The sequence below is a fragment of the Candidatus Benthicola sp. genome (assembly GCF_058719085.1).
On record NZ_JBZQEK010000077.1, the window covers coordinates 1 to 14991 of the forward strand.

Annotated in this window: 15 protein-coding genes; 10 read left to right on the forward strand and 5 right to left on the reverse strand. The window is 69.2% G+C overall.

Annotated features, from left to right (window positions below; genetic code table 11):
- The first annotated feature begins 79 nt into the window (after positions 1 to 79).
- The 6 genes from trpD to feoB are packed head-to-tail and all read left to right on the forward strand — an operon-like array spanning position 80 to position 8964.
- A complete protein-coding gene (trpD, locus tag AC36XV_RS06005; RefSeq protein WP_492202776.1) occupies positions 80 to 2596 on the forward strand; it encodes an anthranilate phosphoribosyltransferase in 2517 nt (838 codons plus the stop codon).
- Complete coding sequence (gene trpB / locus AC36XV_RS06010) at positions 2589 to 3854, forward strand: tryptophan synthase subunit beta (RefSeq protein ID WP_492202777.1); 1266 nt, start codon at positions 2589 to 2591, stop codon at positions 3852 to 3854. The genes trpD and trpB overlap by 8 nt, the downstream gene beginning before the upstream one ends.
- Complete coding sequence (trpA, locus tag AC36XV_RS06015; protein ID WP_492202778.1) at positions 3851 to 4669, forward strand: tryptophan synthase subunit alpha; 819 nt, start codon at positions 3851 to 3853, stop codon at positions 4667 to 4669. Before trpB ends, trpA begins: the two co-directional genes overlap by 4 nt.
- Positions 4666 to 5736, forward strand: coding sequence for a 3-deoxy-7-phosphoheptulonate synthase (aroF, locus tag AC36XV_RS06020; protein ID WP_492202779.1), 1071 nt, complete (start codon positions 4666 to 4668; stop codon positions 5734 to 5736). Before trpA ends, aroF begins: the two co-directional genes overlap by 4 nt.
- A 40-nt stretch (positions 5737 to 5776) precedes the next feature.
- A complete protein-coding gene (locus tag AC36XV_RS06025) occupies positions 5777 to 6826 on the forward strand; it encodes a metal-dependent transcriptional regulator (RefSeq protein ID WP_492202780.1) in 1050 nt (349 codons plus the stop codon).
- 41 nt (positions 6827 to 6867) lie between these two features.
- Entirely contained in the window at positions 6868 to 8964 is a 2097-nt protein-coding gene (gene feoB, locus AC36XV_RS06030; protein ID WP_492202790.1) for a ferrous iron transport protein B, read from the forward strand.
- Positions 8965 to 8976: 12 nt separating this feature from the next.
- Here the strand turns inward: feoB and AC36XV_RS06035 are convergent, their stop codons facing one another.
- The gene (locus AC36XV_RS06035; RefSeq protein WP_492202781.1) at positions 8977 to 9204 is read right to left on the reverse strand and encodes a hypothetical protein; all 228 of its coding nucleotides are present in this window, start codon (positions 9202 to 9204) and stop codon (positions 8977 to 8979) included.
- A complete protein-coding gene (locus AC36XV_RS06040; protein WP_492202782.1) occupies positions 9201 to 10145 on the reverse strand; it encodes a VOC family protein in 945 nt (314 codons plus the stop codon). The genes AC36XV_RS06035 and AC36XV_RS06040 overlap by 4 nt, the downstream gene beginning before the upstream one ends.
- A gap of 160 nt (positions 10146 to 10305) precedes the next feature.
- On the opposite strand from AC36XV_RS06040, the gene AC36XV_RS06045 reads away from it, so the two are divergent.
- From AC36XV_RS06045 to uppS, 4 genes are all read left to right on the forward strand, one after another.
- Positions 10306 to 11499: a CapA family protein gene (locus AC36XV_RS06045; RefSeq protein ID WP_492202783.1), complete on the forward strand. Its 1194-nt coding sequence runs from the start codon at positions 10306 to 10308 to the stop codon at positions 11497 to 11499.
- 96 nt (positions 11500 to 11595) lie between these two features.
- On the forward strand, positions 11596 to 12207 hold the full coding sequence (locus AC36XV_RS06050) for a hypothetical protein (protein ID WP_492202784.1): 612 nt from the start codon (positions 11596 to 11598) through the stop codon (positions 12205 to 12207).
- Entirely contained in the window at positions 12200 to 12610 is a 411-nt protein-coding gene (locus AC36XV_RS06055) for a winged helix-turn-helix domain-containing protein (RefSeq protein ID WP_492202785.1), read from the forward strand. Before AC36XV_RS06050 ends, AC36XV_RS06055 begins: the two co-directional genes overlap by 8 nt.
- A gap of 76 nt (positions 12611 to 12686) precedes the next feature.
- Positions 12687 to 13514 carry a polyprenyl diphosphate synthase gene (gene uppS, locus AC36XV_RS06060; RefSeq protein WP_492202786.1) on the forward strand — a complete coding sequence of 276 codons (828 nt, stop codon included), beginning with the start codon at positions 12687 to 12689 and terminating at the stop codon, positions 13512 to 13514.
- A gap of 7 nt (positions 13515 to 13521) precedes the next feature.
- On the opposite strand, the gene AC36XV_RS06065 is transcribed toward uppS, so the two are convergent.
- The 3 genes from AC36XV_RS06065 to AC36XV_RS06075 form a co-directional block, all read right to left on the reverse strand.
- Positions 13522 to 13842: a DUF411 domain-containing protein gene (locus AC36XV_RS06065; RefSeq protein WP_492202787.1), complete on the reverse strand. Its 321-nt coding sequence runs from the start codon at positions 13840 to 13842 to the stop codon at positions 13522 to 13524.
- 18 nt (positions 13843 to 13860) lie between these two features.
- On the reverse strand, positions 13861 to 14055 hold the full coding sequence (locus tag AC36XV_RS06070; protein ID WP_492202788.1) for a hypothetical protein: 195 nt from the start codon (positions 14053 to 14055) through the stop codon (positions 13861 to 13863).
- A gap of 166 nt (positions 14056 to 14221) precedes the next feature.
- On the reverse strand, positions 14222 to 14905 hold the full coding sequence (locus AC36XV_RS06075; RefSeq protein WP_492202789.1) for a DUF2461 domain-containing protein: 684 nt from the start codon (positions 14903 to 14905) through the stop codon (positions 14222 to 14224).
- Between the last annotated feature and the right edge of the window lie 86 nt (positions 14906 to 14991).

Here is a 14991-nt window from a genome sequence, read left to right on the forward strand (position 1 = left end):
ACCCGGAGAGCATTCTGACTCCCGAGGGCGATCGGCTGCTGCGCAACTTCCTGGACCTGGATGCGATGGGAGCCGGGGCGTGAAGGACATCCTCGAGCGGCTCCTAAACGGGGGTCACCTCACGGAGGCCGAGGCGTCGGAGCTGATGACGGCGCTGGCCGAGGAGCGGCTGACGGGTGCCGTCGCCGGCGCCTTTCTCGCGGCTCTCCGACTCAAGAGGGAGACCCCCGACGAGATCCGCGGCTTCGCGCGCGCCATGCGAGGCCTCGCCCGTCGGCCGGAGATCCCGGACGGCGTGAATGCCGTGGACATCGTGGGAACCGGAGGAGACGGAAGCGGCAGCCTCAATCTCTCGACCGGGGCCGCGCTCCTCGCCGCCGCCGCCGGACAACCCGTCGTCAAGCATGGCAATCGCTCCGTGTCGAGCCGCTGCGGAAGCGCGGACGTGCTGGAGGCGCTCGGCCTCGCCCTCCCGCTGGACGAGACCGCGGCCGGGGCGTGTCTGGACCGTACCGGGTTCACCTTCCTGTTCGCCCCGCACTACCACCCGGCCATGAAGGCGCTGGTGCCGGTGCGAAAGGCGCTCGGCGTCCGCACCGTGTTCAACGTGCTCGGCCCGCTCACCAACCCCGCCGAGCCGCCGTTCATGGTCGTGGGAGCGTTCAACCCCGACGTGGCGGGGCTGATGGCGGAGACTCTCTCCGGCCTGCCGATCGAGAGGGCGTTCGTGGTTCACGGGGAGCCCGGGTGGGACGAGGCGACGCCGTGCGGGCCCTTTTCGCTTTGGGATGTAGGGCCGGGCCGGGTATCCCTCGAGATCCGGGACCCGGCCGACGCGGGCGTGCCGCGCTGCCGGCCGGAGGAGCTGGCGGGCGGCGATGCCCGGGAGAACGCGGAGGCGCTTCGCCGGGCGCTCACCGGGACCCCGGGGCCGCACCGCGATGCCCTGTGCCTGGGCGCGGCCCTGGCACTCGAAGTGGCCGGGCGGGCGGGCTCTCTCGAGGAGGGACTGCAGACGGCCGCGATGGCCATCGACGAAGGCGCGGCGGCGACGCTCCTGGACCGGCTGCGCACTTTCGGCACCCCGGAAGGAGCCGAGGGACCGCGCCTGGCCGGCTTCCTGTCCCGGATGGCCGAGGCTTCCGCCAGGAGATCCGCGGAGGCCGCCGGCCGGGAGCCGCTGGCCGAGATCCGTGCCCGGGCGCTTTCGGCTCCAGCTCCGCCCGGTCTCGCGCTCTCCTCCGGTTTCGACGTGATCGCCGAGGTCAAGCGCCGCGCGCCTTCGGCGGGAGGTCCGCTCGCGGCCCCGCACGACGGGCTCCAGGACCGGGTGACCATGTACTCCGGGGCGGGAGCGGCCGCCATCTCCGTTCTCACCGAACCGACGGAGTTCGATGGCTCGCTGCGAGACCTCGAGATCGCGGCCGCCGCGGCCCCCGTCCCGGTGCTCCGCAAGGACTTCGTGACCGACCCGTACCAGGTCTACGAGGCGCGCGCTGCAGGGGCCGGCGGCGTGCTCCTGATCCTGCGGATGCTGGACACGGCCATGCTGGAAGCCTGCGTGGAGGCAGTCGCGGAGTGCGGGCTCTTCGTGCTGCTGGAGGCGTTTGACGAGGCGGATCTGCAGAGGGCGGGTCCGGTAGCCGAGATGTGCCGCAGGAAGGGAGTCCAGGCGCTCGTCGGTCTGAACTGCCGTGATCTCGCCACCCTGGAAGTCGAAACGGAGCGTTTCGATGCGCTGGTCGACCGTTTCCCATCCGGAGTCCCGAGGGTGGCCGAGAGCGGCTTGAGCGAGCCGGAGCAACTGCGGCACCTCGCTCGCCTGGGATACGACGCGGCCCTCATCGGCACGTCGCTGATGCGGGCGGGAGACCCCGGGCAGCGGCTTCGGCGGCTGCTGGCCGCTGGCCGGGAGGGTGCGACCGCGGACCGTGGGGTGTGGGTGAAGATCTGCGGCCTGAGCACGTCGGCCGCCGTGCAGGCCGTGGCCGAAGCGGGAGCGGACGCCGCGGGCTTCGTGTTCGCCGATTCGCCGCGCCGGGTTTCTCCCGAGGAAGCGGTGCGGCTGGCGAGCGGGCTCCCACCCGGACTGGAACGGGTCGCCGTGTTCTGGCGGCCTGCAGCGGACGAGATCGTGAAGGTGCTCTCCGTCTTCCCGGCCGACCGGGTCCAGTGCGAGCCGACCGAAGAGGCGGCTCGGGCGGCGGTTTCCATGGGAGCTCGACTCCTTCCGGTCCTGCACGATGGGCCGGATCTCGAGACGGAGATCGCTGCTGCGAGCCTTCTCGCCCCCGGGGAACCGGTTCTGCTGGAGGCGGCCGGCAAGGGAGGGAGCGGGGCCCGGCCGAGCTGGGCGCGAGCCGAACGGATCTCGCGCTCGGTTCGACTCGTGCTCGCGGGAGGACTCGACCCCGGAAACGTGGCCGCGGCCATGTCGGCGGTTCGGCCCTTCGGCGTGGATGTATCGAGCGGAGTCGAGCGGTCACGTGGACAGAAGGACGCCGTGCGTATCCACGCCTTCGTCGAGGCGGCGCGAGCGGCGGCGGGGCGAAGCGGGACGCGCACACATCCAGGAGGAGACGCACTCGATGCATGAGACGGTCAGCGGAAGACCCGGAGCGAGCGCAACGCTGGCGGACCTCGTCGAGGGGCGCCTGCCGGACACGAGAGGACGTTTCGGAGAGTACGGGGGTCGCTTCGTTCCCGAGACCCTCATGCCTGCCCTCGAGGCGCTCGAGTCGGCGGCGCGGGCAGCCCTCGCCGATCCCGAGTTCGAGGAAGCGTTCTCGTCGGAGCTCCGCGACTGGGTCGGTCGGCCGACACCGCTGACCCGGGCCACGCGCCTCGGAGACGCGTGGGGCGCCGAGGTATGGCTGAAGCGGGAGGACCTCGCGCACACCGGAGCTCACAAGATCAACAACGCCCTCGGGCAGGCCCTCCTGGCCCGACGGATGGGCGCGCGCAGAGTGATCGCCGAGACGGGCGCCGGGCAGCACGGGGTGGCCACGGCCGCCGCGTGTGCCAGGCTGGGTCTCCCCTGCACCGTGTACATGGGTGAGGTGGATGCCGAGCGGCAGCGCCCCAACGTTCAGCGCATGCACCTGCTGGGCGCCGAGGTCGTCCGCGTTCGAAGCGGCGACCGGACCCTCCGCGCCGCGATCGATGAAGCGCTTCGCGACTGGGTCTCCGATCCGGAGGGCACCTACTATCTCATCGGCTCGGTCGTGGGACCGCACCCGTATCCGTGGCTCGTCCGCCAGCTCCAGGCCGTCATCGGCCACGAGGCCCGGTCCGGCATGCTGAAGCAGGCGGGGCGACTTCCGGACGCCGTGGTGGCTTGCGTGGGGGGCGGATCGAATGCGATCGGGCTGTTTCACGCCTTCCTGGCAGACCCGGAGGTGGAGCTGCTCGGGGTGGAGGCAGGGGGCACGGGCCCGGAACCGGGCCAGCACGCGGCAACCGCATGCCGCGGAAGCACCGGAGTGCTGCACGGTAGCCGGTCCCTTCTGCTCCAGGACCCGCACGGTCAGGTGCGCGACACGCATTCGGTGTCGGCCGGACTCGACTACCCAGGGATCGGCCCCGAGCACTCGTTCCTGGCGTCGTTGGGTCGGGTCGTGTACGAGAACGTGCCGGACGCCGAGGCCGTGGAGGCGCTGGAGCAGTGCGCCGGTACCGAGGGAATCCTGGCGGCGCTGGAATCGGCCCACGCCCTCGCCGGGGCCCGCCGAGTGGCGAGGCGCAGACCCGGTGCGTCGGTGCTGATCGGCCTGTCGGGACGAGGGGACAAGGACCTCGGGATCCTCGACGAGTGGACCCGCGGTCTCCGGGCGGAGGATGGGAGGGCGTCATGAGTCCTTCCGAGGCGACGTCCCTGACTCCCGCAGCGGCGGAAGACCGCAGACACCCGATCGAAACGTCGATCCGGCGGGCCACGGAGGCCGGCCGTCCGGCCGTCGCCGCGTTCGTCACGGGAGGATATCCGGACCTGAGCTCCTTTCCCGACATCCTCCAGGCCACCCGTGCGGAAGCCGATCTGGTGGAGGTGGGCGTCCCGTTCAGTGACCCGATGGCCGATGGCCTCACCATTCAGCGCTCGAGCCGTACCGCCCTCGAGCGCGGAGCGACGCTCCGATGGATCCTCGATACCGTGGGCCGGGCGAGCGGAGAAGCGCCCATCCTCCTGATGAGCTACCTGAATCCCATCCTGGCCTACGGCTTCGATCGACTCGCCGCCGACGCGGCCTCGACCGGGGTCGCGGGGCTCATCGTGCCCGATCTGCCGCTCGAGGAATCGGATGAGCTCCGACAGGCCTGCGACCCGAGGGGCGTGGCCCTCGTCCAGCTCGTCACCCCGGCGACGCCGGCGGAGCGGCTGGAGCGAGTGTGCGCGGCAAGCCGCGGATTCGTGTACGCCGTCACCCTGAGGGGAACGACCGGGGGAGCGGCGGACCATTCACGCGCCGGCGAGTATCTCGACCGGGTCCGGGCGGCGAGCCCGCTCCCCGTGCTGGCGGGCTTCGGCGTTCGCACGTCCCGCGATGTCCGTTCTCTTTCCCGCCACGCGGATGGAATCATCGTCGGAAGCGCCCTGATCGAGGCGATCGAGAACGGCAGGGACCCCGCTGCCTTCCTTCGCGAGCTTCGGGGCGAGGAGGCAGGCCCGTGATTGCCGTAATCGACCGCGACGCGTCTCTCAGCACCAAGGCCGAGATCGTCCGCTTCCTCGAGCAGGAGGGATTTCGGGTCCAGGTCAGCGAGACCTCCGAGGGGGCTTTCGTGAGCGTCATCGGGGAAGGAGCCGAGGCGGTGGCGGACACCCTCCGGGCCATGCCCGGAGTGGTCGAGTTGCGGCCCGAGGCCCCCGGCTATCCCCTCGTGTCGCGGACCCACAAGCCCGAGGCGACCCGGGTCAAGGTCGAAGAGGTCGTGATCGGAGGACGCGAGCTCGTCGTCATGGCCGGGCCGTGCTCGGTCGAGAGCCGTGATCAGATCCTCACCGCGGCGGAATCCGTCCGGCGGGCCGGGGCCCTGCTGCTCCGCGGAGGAGCCTTCAAGCCTCGATCATCCCCCTACAGCTTCCAGGGGCTCGGCCGGCGCGGCCTCGAGCTTCTCGCCGAGGCGAGACAGGAGACGGGGCTCCGGGTGGTGACCGAGGTCGTGGCACCCGAGGACGTAGACCTGGTGGCGGGCTATGCGGACATGCTGCAGGTGGGGGCCCGCAACATGCACAACTACCGCCTCCTGTCCGCCATCGGGGACCAACCGCGGCCGGTGCTCCTGAAGCGCGGCATGATGTCCACCGTCGATGAGACGTTGCTCGCGGCCGAGTACGTGGTCGCCGCCGGTAATCCTCGCGTCGTGCTCTGCGAGAGGGGAATCCGCACCTTCGAGACCTCGTCGCGCAACACCCTGGACCTGGGCGCCGTGCCGATTCTGAAGGAGAGAACGCACCTGCCGGTCGTGGTCGATCCCAGCCACGCCGCGGGTCGACGCGAATGGGTCCCCGCTCTCGCCGCCGCCGCGGTGGCTGCCGGAGCGGATGGGCTGATCATCGAGGTTCATCCGGATCCAGCGAGCGCGCTGAGCGACGGGCGGCAGAGCCTCACGCCAGCCGCCTTCCACGAACTGATGGTCCGCCTGGGCACGATCGCGACCGCCGTGGGGAGAAGCGTCCGCTCTCCCGAGGATGGAGCAGAGCCCATTGCATCTCCGAGAACGATCAGCGAATTTTAGTGTAGACTAAAAACGTCGAACGTTCTTCGGAGACGCATAGATGTCGGAACTGTGGTGGATCGGGGTCCTGGCCATCGCCGCGATCGCCTGGTGGCTGCCGCGCCTCGGTGGTGCGGCGCGCTTGAGGCGGTGGAGGGCGGTCCGTCATCGCGTACGGGTCGAAGACACCCTCAAGCACGTGTTGGGCTCACGGCAGACCGGCGTCACGGCGACCCCGCAATCCGTGGCCGGCGCGCTGGGTCTCGGCCAGGGGGCGACCTCGGAGCTCCTCGGCGAGATGCAGCGCGAGGGGCTCGTCGAGAGCCGCGCCGGCGCTCTCACCCTCACGGGGGAGGGGCGGGAGTACGCCCTCCAGGTGGTTCGCGCTCACCGTCTCTGGGAGCGGTACCTGGATGACGAGACCGACCTCCCGCTGACCGAGATCCACCTCGCGGCGGACCGGGCCGAGCACCGACTCACCATCGACCAGGCCGATCGCCTGGACGCCCGACTGGGCCACCCGCGGACCGACCCGCACGGCGACCCGATCCCGACCACGGAGGGTGGGATCGCTCCCCTCCCCGGAGTCCCCCTGACGGACTATCCGGTAGGGGACGAAGCGGAGGTGACACACCTCGAGGACGAGCCTCCCGGAGTCTTCGAGACGCTCGTGTCGGCCGGGCTGGCTCGCGGAACCATCCTCAGGGTCGAGGAGCGGCGAGCCGGTTTCGTTCGCGTGCAGATCGACGGACGGAAGGTCGCTCTGCCAGCCGTGGCCGCGGCCAACGTTCACGTCGGCCCGGTACCGGACATCGTCCCGCAACCGGGCGATGTCATCTCTCTGGCCTCCGTGCCCCGGGACCGGGTGGCGGAGGTGGTGGCGATCGACGACCGCATACGAGGGCTCACCCGACGGCGTCTCCTGGACCTCGGGGTCACTCCGGGCGCGACGATCCGGCCCGAATTGGAGCCGCTGTTCGGACGGCCGCGGGCATTCCGCATCCGGGAGACCCTGGTGGCCCTCCGCGACGAGCAGGCCGAGGGCATCTTCGTTCGAGTTCGCCCGGCCGCGCCGCGCGACGAGCCTTCCCGTGAGCGGGAGGCGTCGTGAGCGCGTGCGAAACCTGTCCGGCCTACGAGCAGCTGACCCGGATGGGGATCTCCATGGGGAGGTACGACCGGGTCGTGGCGCTCGCCGGGAACCCGAACACGGGCAAGTCCACCCTTTTCAACGCCCTGACGGGCTTGAAGCAGCACACCGGCAACTGGCCCGGCAAGACGGTCACGCGGGCCGAGGGCGGCTTCGAGTTCCGGGAGACCCGGTTCAAGCTCGTGGACCTTCCCGGCACGTACTCTCTCATGGCGGCCTCGCAGGACGAGGAGGTCGCCCGGGACTTTCTCCTCTTCGCCCGTCCCGATTGCACGGTGGTGGTCACCGACGCGACGGCACTCGAGCGGAACCTCAACATGGTCCTCCAGGTCATGGAGGTGACCCGCCGCGTCGTCGTCTGCGTGAACCTGATCGACGAAGCGGAGCGAAAGGGGATCCGCATCGACGCCGAGACGCTGTCCGAGGATCTCGGAGTGCCCGTGGTCCTCACGTCGGCGCGTTCCGGGCGGGGAATGCGGGAGCTCGTGGAAACGGTCTGGCGAGTCGCGGAGGGAGAGATTCGGCCCGAGCCGAAGCTCGCCGAGCCTCCCCGGCAGCTGGCCGGTGCACTGGACGAGCTCAGTCCGCTCGCCGCGGCGGCGGCCCCGGATGCGGAGAGGCCCCGCTGGATCGCCTACCGTCTGCTGGACGGCGACCACCGGGTCCGGGAGGCGCTGGCGAGGGGCGAGCTCGCCGTGGAGCACGAGGACGGCCGGGAGGCCGAAGCCCGCGCGCTCGTGACCCGGGCCGACGCGTTGCGCCCGACCCTGGCGCGCGATTTCCGGGATGCAGCGGTTCAGGCCCTCTTCGCGCGGGCCGAGAAAGCCACGGAACGGGCGGTCCGCAGCCGCGACTCCGGTGGAACTCGAGATTTCGACTGGAAGATCGACCGGATCGTGACCTCTCCGGTGTTCGGCCTCCCGATCATGCTCGGCCTTCTGGCTCTGGTGTTCTGGATCACGGTCGTCGGTGCCAACGTGCCGTCCCAGATGCTGGCCAAGCTGCTGTTCTCGGTCGAGAGCTGGGGATCGGCCCTGTTCGAGAGTCTCGGGTCGCCGGACTGGATCACCGGCTTCGTGTGGAACGGCGTCTTCCGGTCGCTCGCGTGGGTGGTGAGCGTGATGCTTCCCCCGATGGCCATCTTCTTCCCCCTGTTCACCCTGCTGGAGGACCTCGGCTATCTTCCTCGCGTGGCCTTCAACCTCGACTGGCTGTTCCGCCGGGCGGGCGCCCACGGCAAGCAGTCCCTCACCATGGCCATGGGATTCGGCTGCAACGCGGCGGGCATCATCTCGACCCGAATCATCGACTCTCCGCGCGAGCGCCTGATCGCGATCCTCACCAACAACTTCGTGCCCTGCAACGGACGCTTCCCGACGCTCATCATGCTGGCCACCGTGTTCGTGGCCGCGTCGGTATCCCCGGCTCTGGCCTCGTTCGTAGCGGCGGGCACCGTCGTGGGGGTCGTGCTGATCGGGATCCTGTTCACCCTGATCGTGTCGTGGGCCCTGTCGAAGACGGTGCTCAAGGGACAGCCCACCGCGTTCACGCTCGAGCTGCCCCCGTACCGGCGACCGGGCGTGCTTCGGGTCCTGTACACGTCATTGATCGACCGGACCCTGTTCGTGCTGTGGCGGGCGATCGTGGTGGCGGCCCCGGCGGGAGCCGTGATCTGGATCCTGGGCAACGTGTACGCCGGAGATGCGAGCCTCGCGCAGCGGGCGGCGGACTGGATGGACCCGCTCGGCAAGGCGATCGGGCTGGACGGCGTCATCCTGCTGGCCTACGTGATCGCGATTCCGGCCAACGAGATCGTCGTTCCGACCATGCTGATGGTGTACGCCGGGCTCGGGATGATGACGGAGCCGGCTTCCTACGACACGCTGAAGACGCTGCTGGTGGACGAGCACGGGTGGACGATCGTGACGGCGATCTGCCTGATGCTCTTCTCGCTGCTCCACAACCCGTGCGCGACGACGATCCTGACCATGTGGAAGGAGACGCGCAGCCGGAAGTGGACGACGCTCGGGGCCCTGATGCCGCTCGCGATCGCCTTCGTCGTCACCTTCGTGGTGGCGAACACGCTCCGGGCGCTCTGACCGCGGAGCTCCTCACGGCCTTCCGGTGATCACCACCCCGCCGCTCACGCGACCCGGTCCCCAGTACCCTCCCGGGTATGGGCCGTACCCGGGGCGTCCGTAGGGGCCGCCCCAATACGGACCCGGTCCGCTCACGCCCACGTAGACCCCCGTGTTGTAGCCGGCCCCCGAGCAACCGGTCCCGGCCAATCCGAGCACGACCACGAGCACCAGCAGCGTCCGACGCGCGATCGTGCTCATCGCTCACCTCCCTCCGGCCGTGGCCACTGCTGAACGCCGAACGGCGCTCCCGTCGGATCGATCAGGATCGCCGCCTCCCCGTTCCTCACCGCGTCGGGCGGAAGCAGCACGACCGCTCCCAGCTCGACGGCTCGCTCGACGACGGCGTCGGGATCCCGAACGGCTACGTAGGGAAGCCAGACGGGCGGTGCGTCGGCCGACATCTGGTTGACGCCGGCGCGAATCCTGTCCCCGGTATACAGGCCGAGAAACACCGGGGGTGCGTCGGCCGTCGCGCCCTCGTCCGGATCGCTCTCCGAATTCGCCAGTCGTCCGGCCAGGTCTTCGGACCGATACCCGATGAGATCGGAGTAGAACTCGACCGCCGCGATCGCATCGGTCGTCCACAGCTCCGTCCACAGCCACTGGCCCGCATCGATGGTCACTCCGTCCGGCGGATCGCCGGTCGAAGAATCCAGGAGCACCAGGAAGGCGCCCTGCGGATCCTCGATGACCGCGTACCGGCCCCGGTCGGGAAGGTCGGCCGGACCGGTGACGAGAGCGCCCCCCAGCGTCATCGCACGGTCGGCGAAGCGGTCCGCGTCGGGCACCGACACGGACATCAGCCACAGAGGCGAGTCCAGCCGGTCGGGATCGACCTGGAACAGGCCGGCGATGGCCTCGCCCTCCAGACGGACGTCCCAGTAGCCGCCGGGCGAGCCGGTCGGCTCCGAGAACGTCCATCCGAAGAGTCCGCCGTAGAACTCGGATGCTTTTCGGAAGTCATCCGTCAGCAGGTCGTGCCACACGAACTTGCCGGATAGTGGCCCGGCCGCCGCCGCGCTCGTGATCGGCGGGACGACGAGGTCCGTGCTCGGAGGAGACGTCGAACAGCCCGATGCGAGCCAGGCGACGGTGAGCACCGCCGTTACGGAAACACGCGAAAGAAGGTGTGGTCTCAACGGGCCTCCTGGTCGTTCTACCGCATTCGGACGCCCCATTGTCGGACGGCGACCGGCAAGGGGCAAGCCCTTCCGGATCCCCCCCGGCGTGGTGGGCGTTCCGGCTTGCCGTCCGGTGGTCGTGGAAGCATACTCGCCCCACCCGAACGAAAGGTGGGAGATGACCCCCGGTGTAAGGCGAAGACGAGGGCCGTGCGCGACCCGGAGATGGCGCATCGAAGTCGCACTGCTCGCCCTTCTCTGCACCCCGGGCGCGATACCCGCGCAGAGCCCGGCAGCCGGCCTTCTCGGCTGGGATCCGACGGCCGGCCCGGGGGAACGTTCCGCCTCCGTTCGCATCGTGGCCGTGGGAGACATCATGATGGGCACGGCCTTTCCCGACTCCACGTACCTGGATCCGAGGATCGTCCCCGGGGTGGACGTCGAGACGCTGATCGGGCCCGAACTGACGCGCGTGCTTCGCTCCGGAGACGTGGTGTTCGGGAACGTCGAGGGCGCCCTGTTCGACGCGGGAGGGGAGTCCAAGCGCTGCCGGAACATGGACGCCTGCTATGCCTTTCGCAGTCCGGAGTGGTATGCGGGCATTCTGGCCGATCTCGGATTCAATCTCGTTTCGCTGGCGAACAACCACAGCGGAGACTTCCTCGAGCCCGGACGCGACGCGACCATGGCCGCGCTCGCTGCCCATGGGATCGTCTTCGCCGGCCTGGCGCCCCCGGGTCCGGTCACCGGCACCCTGGAACTGGCCGACGGCACCCGCGTCGGTCTGGCGGCCTTTTCTCCCAACAAGGGCACGGTCAGCATTCACGACCTCGAGGGACTCCGGGAAATCGTGAAAGCCCTCGACCGTTCGCACGATCTGGTCCTCGTTTCGTTTCACGGAGGCGCGGAGGGGGCGGATCGGATCCACGTCACCCGGGAGGATGAGGAGTTCTACGGGGAGCAGCGCGGCAATCCCTACGAGTTCGCGCACGCGGCCGTCGATGCGGGGGCGGATGTGGTGCTCGGACACGGCCCCCACGTCCCGCGGGCGATCGAGCTCTACGAGGATCGCCTGATCGCTTACAGCCTCGGCAATTTCTGGACGTGGAAACGATTTAACCTCAGGGGGCCGAATGGCCTGGCACCCGTGCTGACGATCGAGGTCGACCGGGACGGACGCACCCTGGCGGCCCGGGTGGTGAGCGCTCGCCAGGAGGGCCTCGGGTCCCCGCGCCCGGATCCCGCTCGCGGTGCGGCACGTCTGATCGACGAACTGTCCCGCACCGACTTCCCCGAGGCCGACGTCGGCCTGGACGCGGACGGGTTCCTGGTCCGTCCCTCCACCGTGCCGACTCCCGACCGGCAGGACTGAGGGGCGCTCACCGGCCAGCCGGGATCGCTGTATGCGCCTGTACTTTGTTATGCAAAGTACTTGACATCGCTCGCACGGCGGTGTATACCTGCGGTCATGGAGAGACGACTGCGCCTGGAGGATTCGGAGGATCCGCCGATCGCGCTCAGCGACCGGGCGAACGAAAACCTCACCTTCATTCGTCGGATGATGGAGGCGTCGGGCACCTTCACCGCCGTCTCCGGAACGGGCATCATCGGGATGGGAGTGGTCGGGCTCGTCGCGTCGGTGTGGGCGAGCCGCGTGGCTTCCGCGGATCGCTGGCTCCTGGTCTGGTCCGTGGCCGCAGGGATCTCGGCGGTGATCGGCGGCTTCGCGATCGCCAGGAAGGCGAGGCGGCGCAAGGAATCGGCGTTTTCGGGACCCGGACGGAAGTTCGTGCTGAACTTCATGCCGGCGGTCGCGGCCGGAGCGGCCCTCACCGTGACGATGATCGCGGGAGATCACTTCTCTCTTCTACCCGGCACGTGGCTCCTGCTGTACGGCACCGGAATCGTGACGGGAGGCGCGTTCTCCGTGCGGGTCGTGCCGGCCATGGGGCTGGGCTTCATGCTGCTCGGCGCGATCGCCCTGGCTTTCCCGCAAGGAGGCAACCTCCTGATGGGAGCGGGTTTCGGCGGTCTGCACCTGGCGTTCGGAGCCCTCATAGCCTGGAGGTACGGTGGCTGATAGAGACCGGGCGGCTGCCCGGAAGGTCGACACGGAGGAGCTGTTGGACACCCCGGACGAAGCGGGGCGGATCGAGACCGCCGCGCGCAGGACGATCTCCGAGGCACCTCTGGCGCTGGACTCCCTGATTCACGAGAGGGTGAGGCTGGGCATCGTGAGCGCCCTGGCCGTCAGCGACCGGCTCGCATTCACCGAGGTGCGGACGATTCTGGACATCACGGACGGGAACCTCAGCGCTCATGCCCGCAAGCTGGAGGACGCCGGCTACATCGAGTGCCACAAGTCCTTCGCCGGCCGGCTGCCACGCACGGAGTACGCGCTGACGGCGCTCGGTAGAGAGCGCCTGATGGAGTACCTCGCCCACATGGAGGCGCTGATTCAGGTGACCCGCGAGGACGGATAGCGGTCTCCGCCGGATCGGCGGAGATTGAAGGCAACGGTGGCTTCGGCCGCCTTTTTGAGCACCAGGAGACTTTGCAATGCAGAGTGCTTTACATCCGATACCGCCGGAAGGGCTGCACGTCGGCATCATCATGGATGGAAATGGTCGGTGGGCCGAGTCCCGGGGTCGGAGCCGGTCCCGAGGCCACGTGGCGGGAGCTCGGGCCGCCCGGAAGATCGTGGAAGAGGCGCCTCGCTTCGGCATCGGTGTGCTTACGCTGTATGCCTTCTCGGCCGACAACTGGAAGCGTCCTCCCGCCGAGATCCGTTCCCTGATGCGGCTTCTGCGCGTGTACCTGAGGTCGGAGACGGAGCGGTGCCGCGAGAACGGGGTTCGAGTGGAGGTGATCGGGCGTCGCGATCGGTTGCCCCCCACGGTGGTTCGAGAGATGTCGGCGGCAGAAGGCAGGACAGCCGCGGGGACGCGCCTCCTCCTGCGGCTGGCGATCGACTACTCGGGGAGGGACGCCCTCGTGGCCGCGGCCCTGGCCGGACCGAAGTCCCGGCGTGAGTTCCAGTGGGCCCTGGATCGGGCCGTCCATGCCGCCACGAGCGTCCCCGCCCTGGACCTCCTGATCCGAACCGGAGGGGAACGACGCCTCAGCGACTTCATGCTGTGGGAAAGCGCCTATGCGGAGCTGGTGTTCACGGACGTGCCGTGGCCCGCCTTCGCCCCGGCGCAACTGTCGCTGGCCGTGGAAGAGTTCAGACAGAGGGATCGCAGGTTCGGTGCCGTAGGGTCCGCCCGCAGCCTGCCGGCCGGGAGAGCCGTGGCCCTCGGAACGGAAACCGTGAAGAGCCCGGGTCCGGATGCAGCGCGGGGGACGCATGCGCATGCGTCCCCCGCTTCCGCCATGGCCCGGTGATCGCCGATCACGGACGGTAGCTGTTGAACACCTCCGTGCGGCCCTCTGAGTCGAACGCGAGCACGTCGTACGGCTCGCTCACCGGACCTTCCATGCCGGGCGATCCCCTCGGCATGCCGGGGACGGTCAAACCCTTCACATCGGGACGCTCTTCGAGCAGCTGAGCGATGTCCGCGGCCGGCACGTGCCCCTCGATCACGTAGCCATCGACCAGCGCCGTGTGGCAGCCCTGAAGCTCCGGCTGAACCCCGAATCTCGCCTTGACGGGCGTCATGTCGCTGACGTCTTCCGTCCGAACCTCGAATCCATTGTCAAGCAGGTGACCCACCCACTTTTCGCAACAGCCTCATGTAGGCGACGCGTAGACGGTGACCACCGGCCACGTGGCAGCCGTCGTCTGCGCATCGCCGGCGGCGTCGGACGCCTCGGAAGCGGCGTACGCCTGCGTGTCGGGCGACTCGTCCCGCTGGCACCCGGCTGCCGCGAGGGCAGTCGCGGACGCGCACACGGCCACGAGAGCCCATCGAGCTCTTCGCTGCATGCTGTGCCTCGTTCTCTGTTTCGTGATCAGTACGCGGGCCGGTCCCTCGGACGATCCGGACCGCGAACGGTTGCATCTTCAACTTCGGCCTGCGGGGGGCCCATGTCCAGTCGGGCGGTGCAGCCGACTGCCGAGCCGATCGATCCCTCCGTTCCGGCAGACGAACCTAGAAGCGGAGGCCGAGTGCGGTCGTCAGGAAGCGCATCAGGGGCGCGGCCTGACCGCACAGCTCCGCATAGACGGAGACGAAGCCCGGATCGAGCACCTCCGCCTCCGTGAGGCTCCGGATCGCGATGAAGTCCTTTCGCTTCAGGTCGTCGATCGCAGGATGCTCTGCCGGATAGCCCCGGGGAGGTCGCTTCAGTGCATCGCCGGTGATCTGAAATCCGGCCGCGAGCACCGCGTCGCGCGACTCGAACCACGCCTCCGGGTCGTCCACGATTGCGTCGCGGATCTGATCGAGCGCCTCCCTGTCGGGGTGCCAGCAGCCCGCACCCACGAAGACGTTGCCCGGCTCCAGGTGCAGATAGAACCCGGGCGCGTGGACGTTCTTGCCCGCCTCGTGACGGAACTGGATGGCAGCCCACGTCTTGTACGGGCTCTTGTCCTTCGAGAAGCGGGTGTCCCGATGGATGCGGAAGAGAGATCCCCCTGACTTCCGGTCATCGGCCACCATGTGAGGGCTGACGGACTCGAGCTTCGGGTCGAAGTCGCGGATGAAGGCTCGCAGCGGTTCGCGCACGTCCTCCTCGTAGGAGGACCGATGCGCCTCGAACCAGGTCCGGTCGTTGTTGTTCTTCAGCTCGCGCAGAAAGCCGAACAGTCCGGGTGTGATGTGTCCAGCGTCCATGTCCGTGGGCCTCCCTCGGCCGTCGTGCACCTCACCGTGGCCAAAGCTCACTCCGGGACGCGAAGAGTGTCAACGGAAGGCGTGCA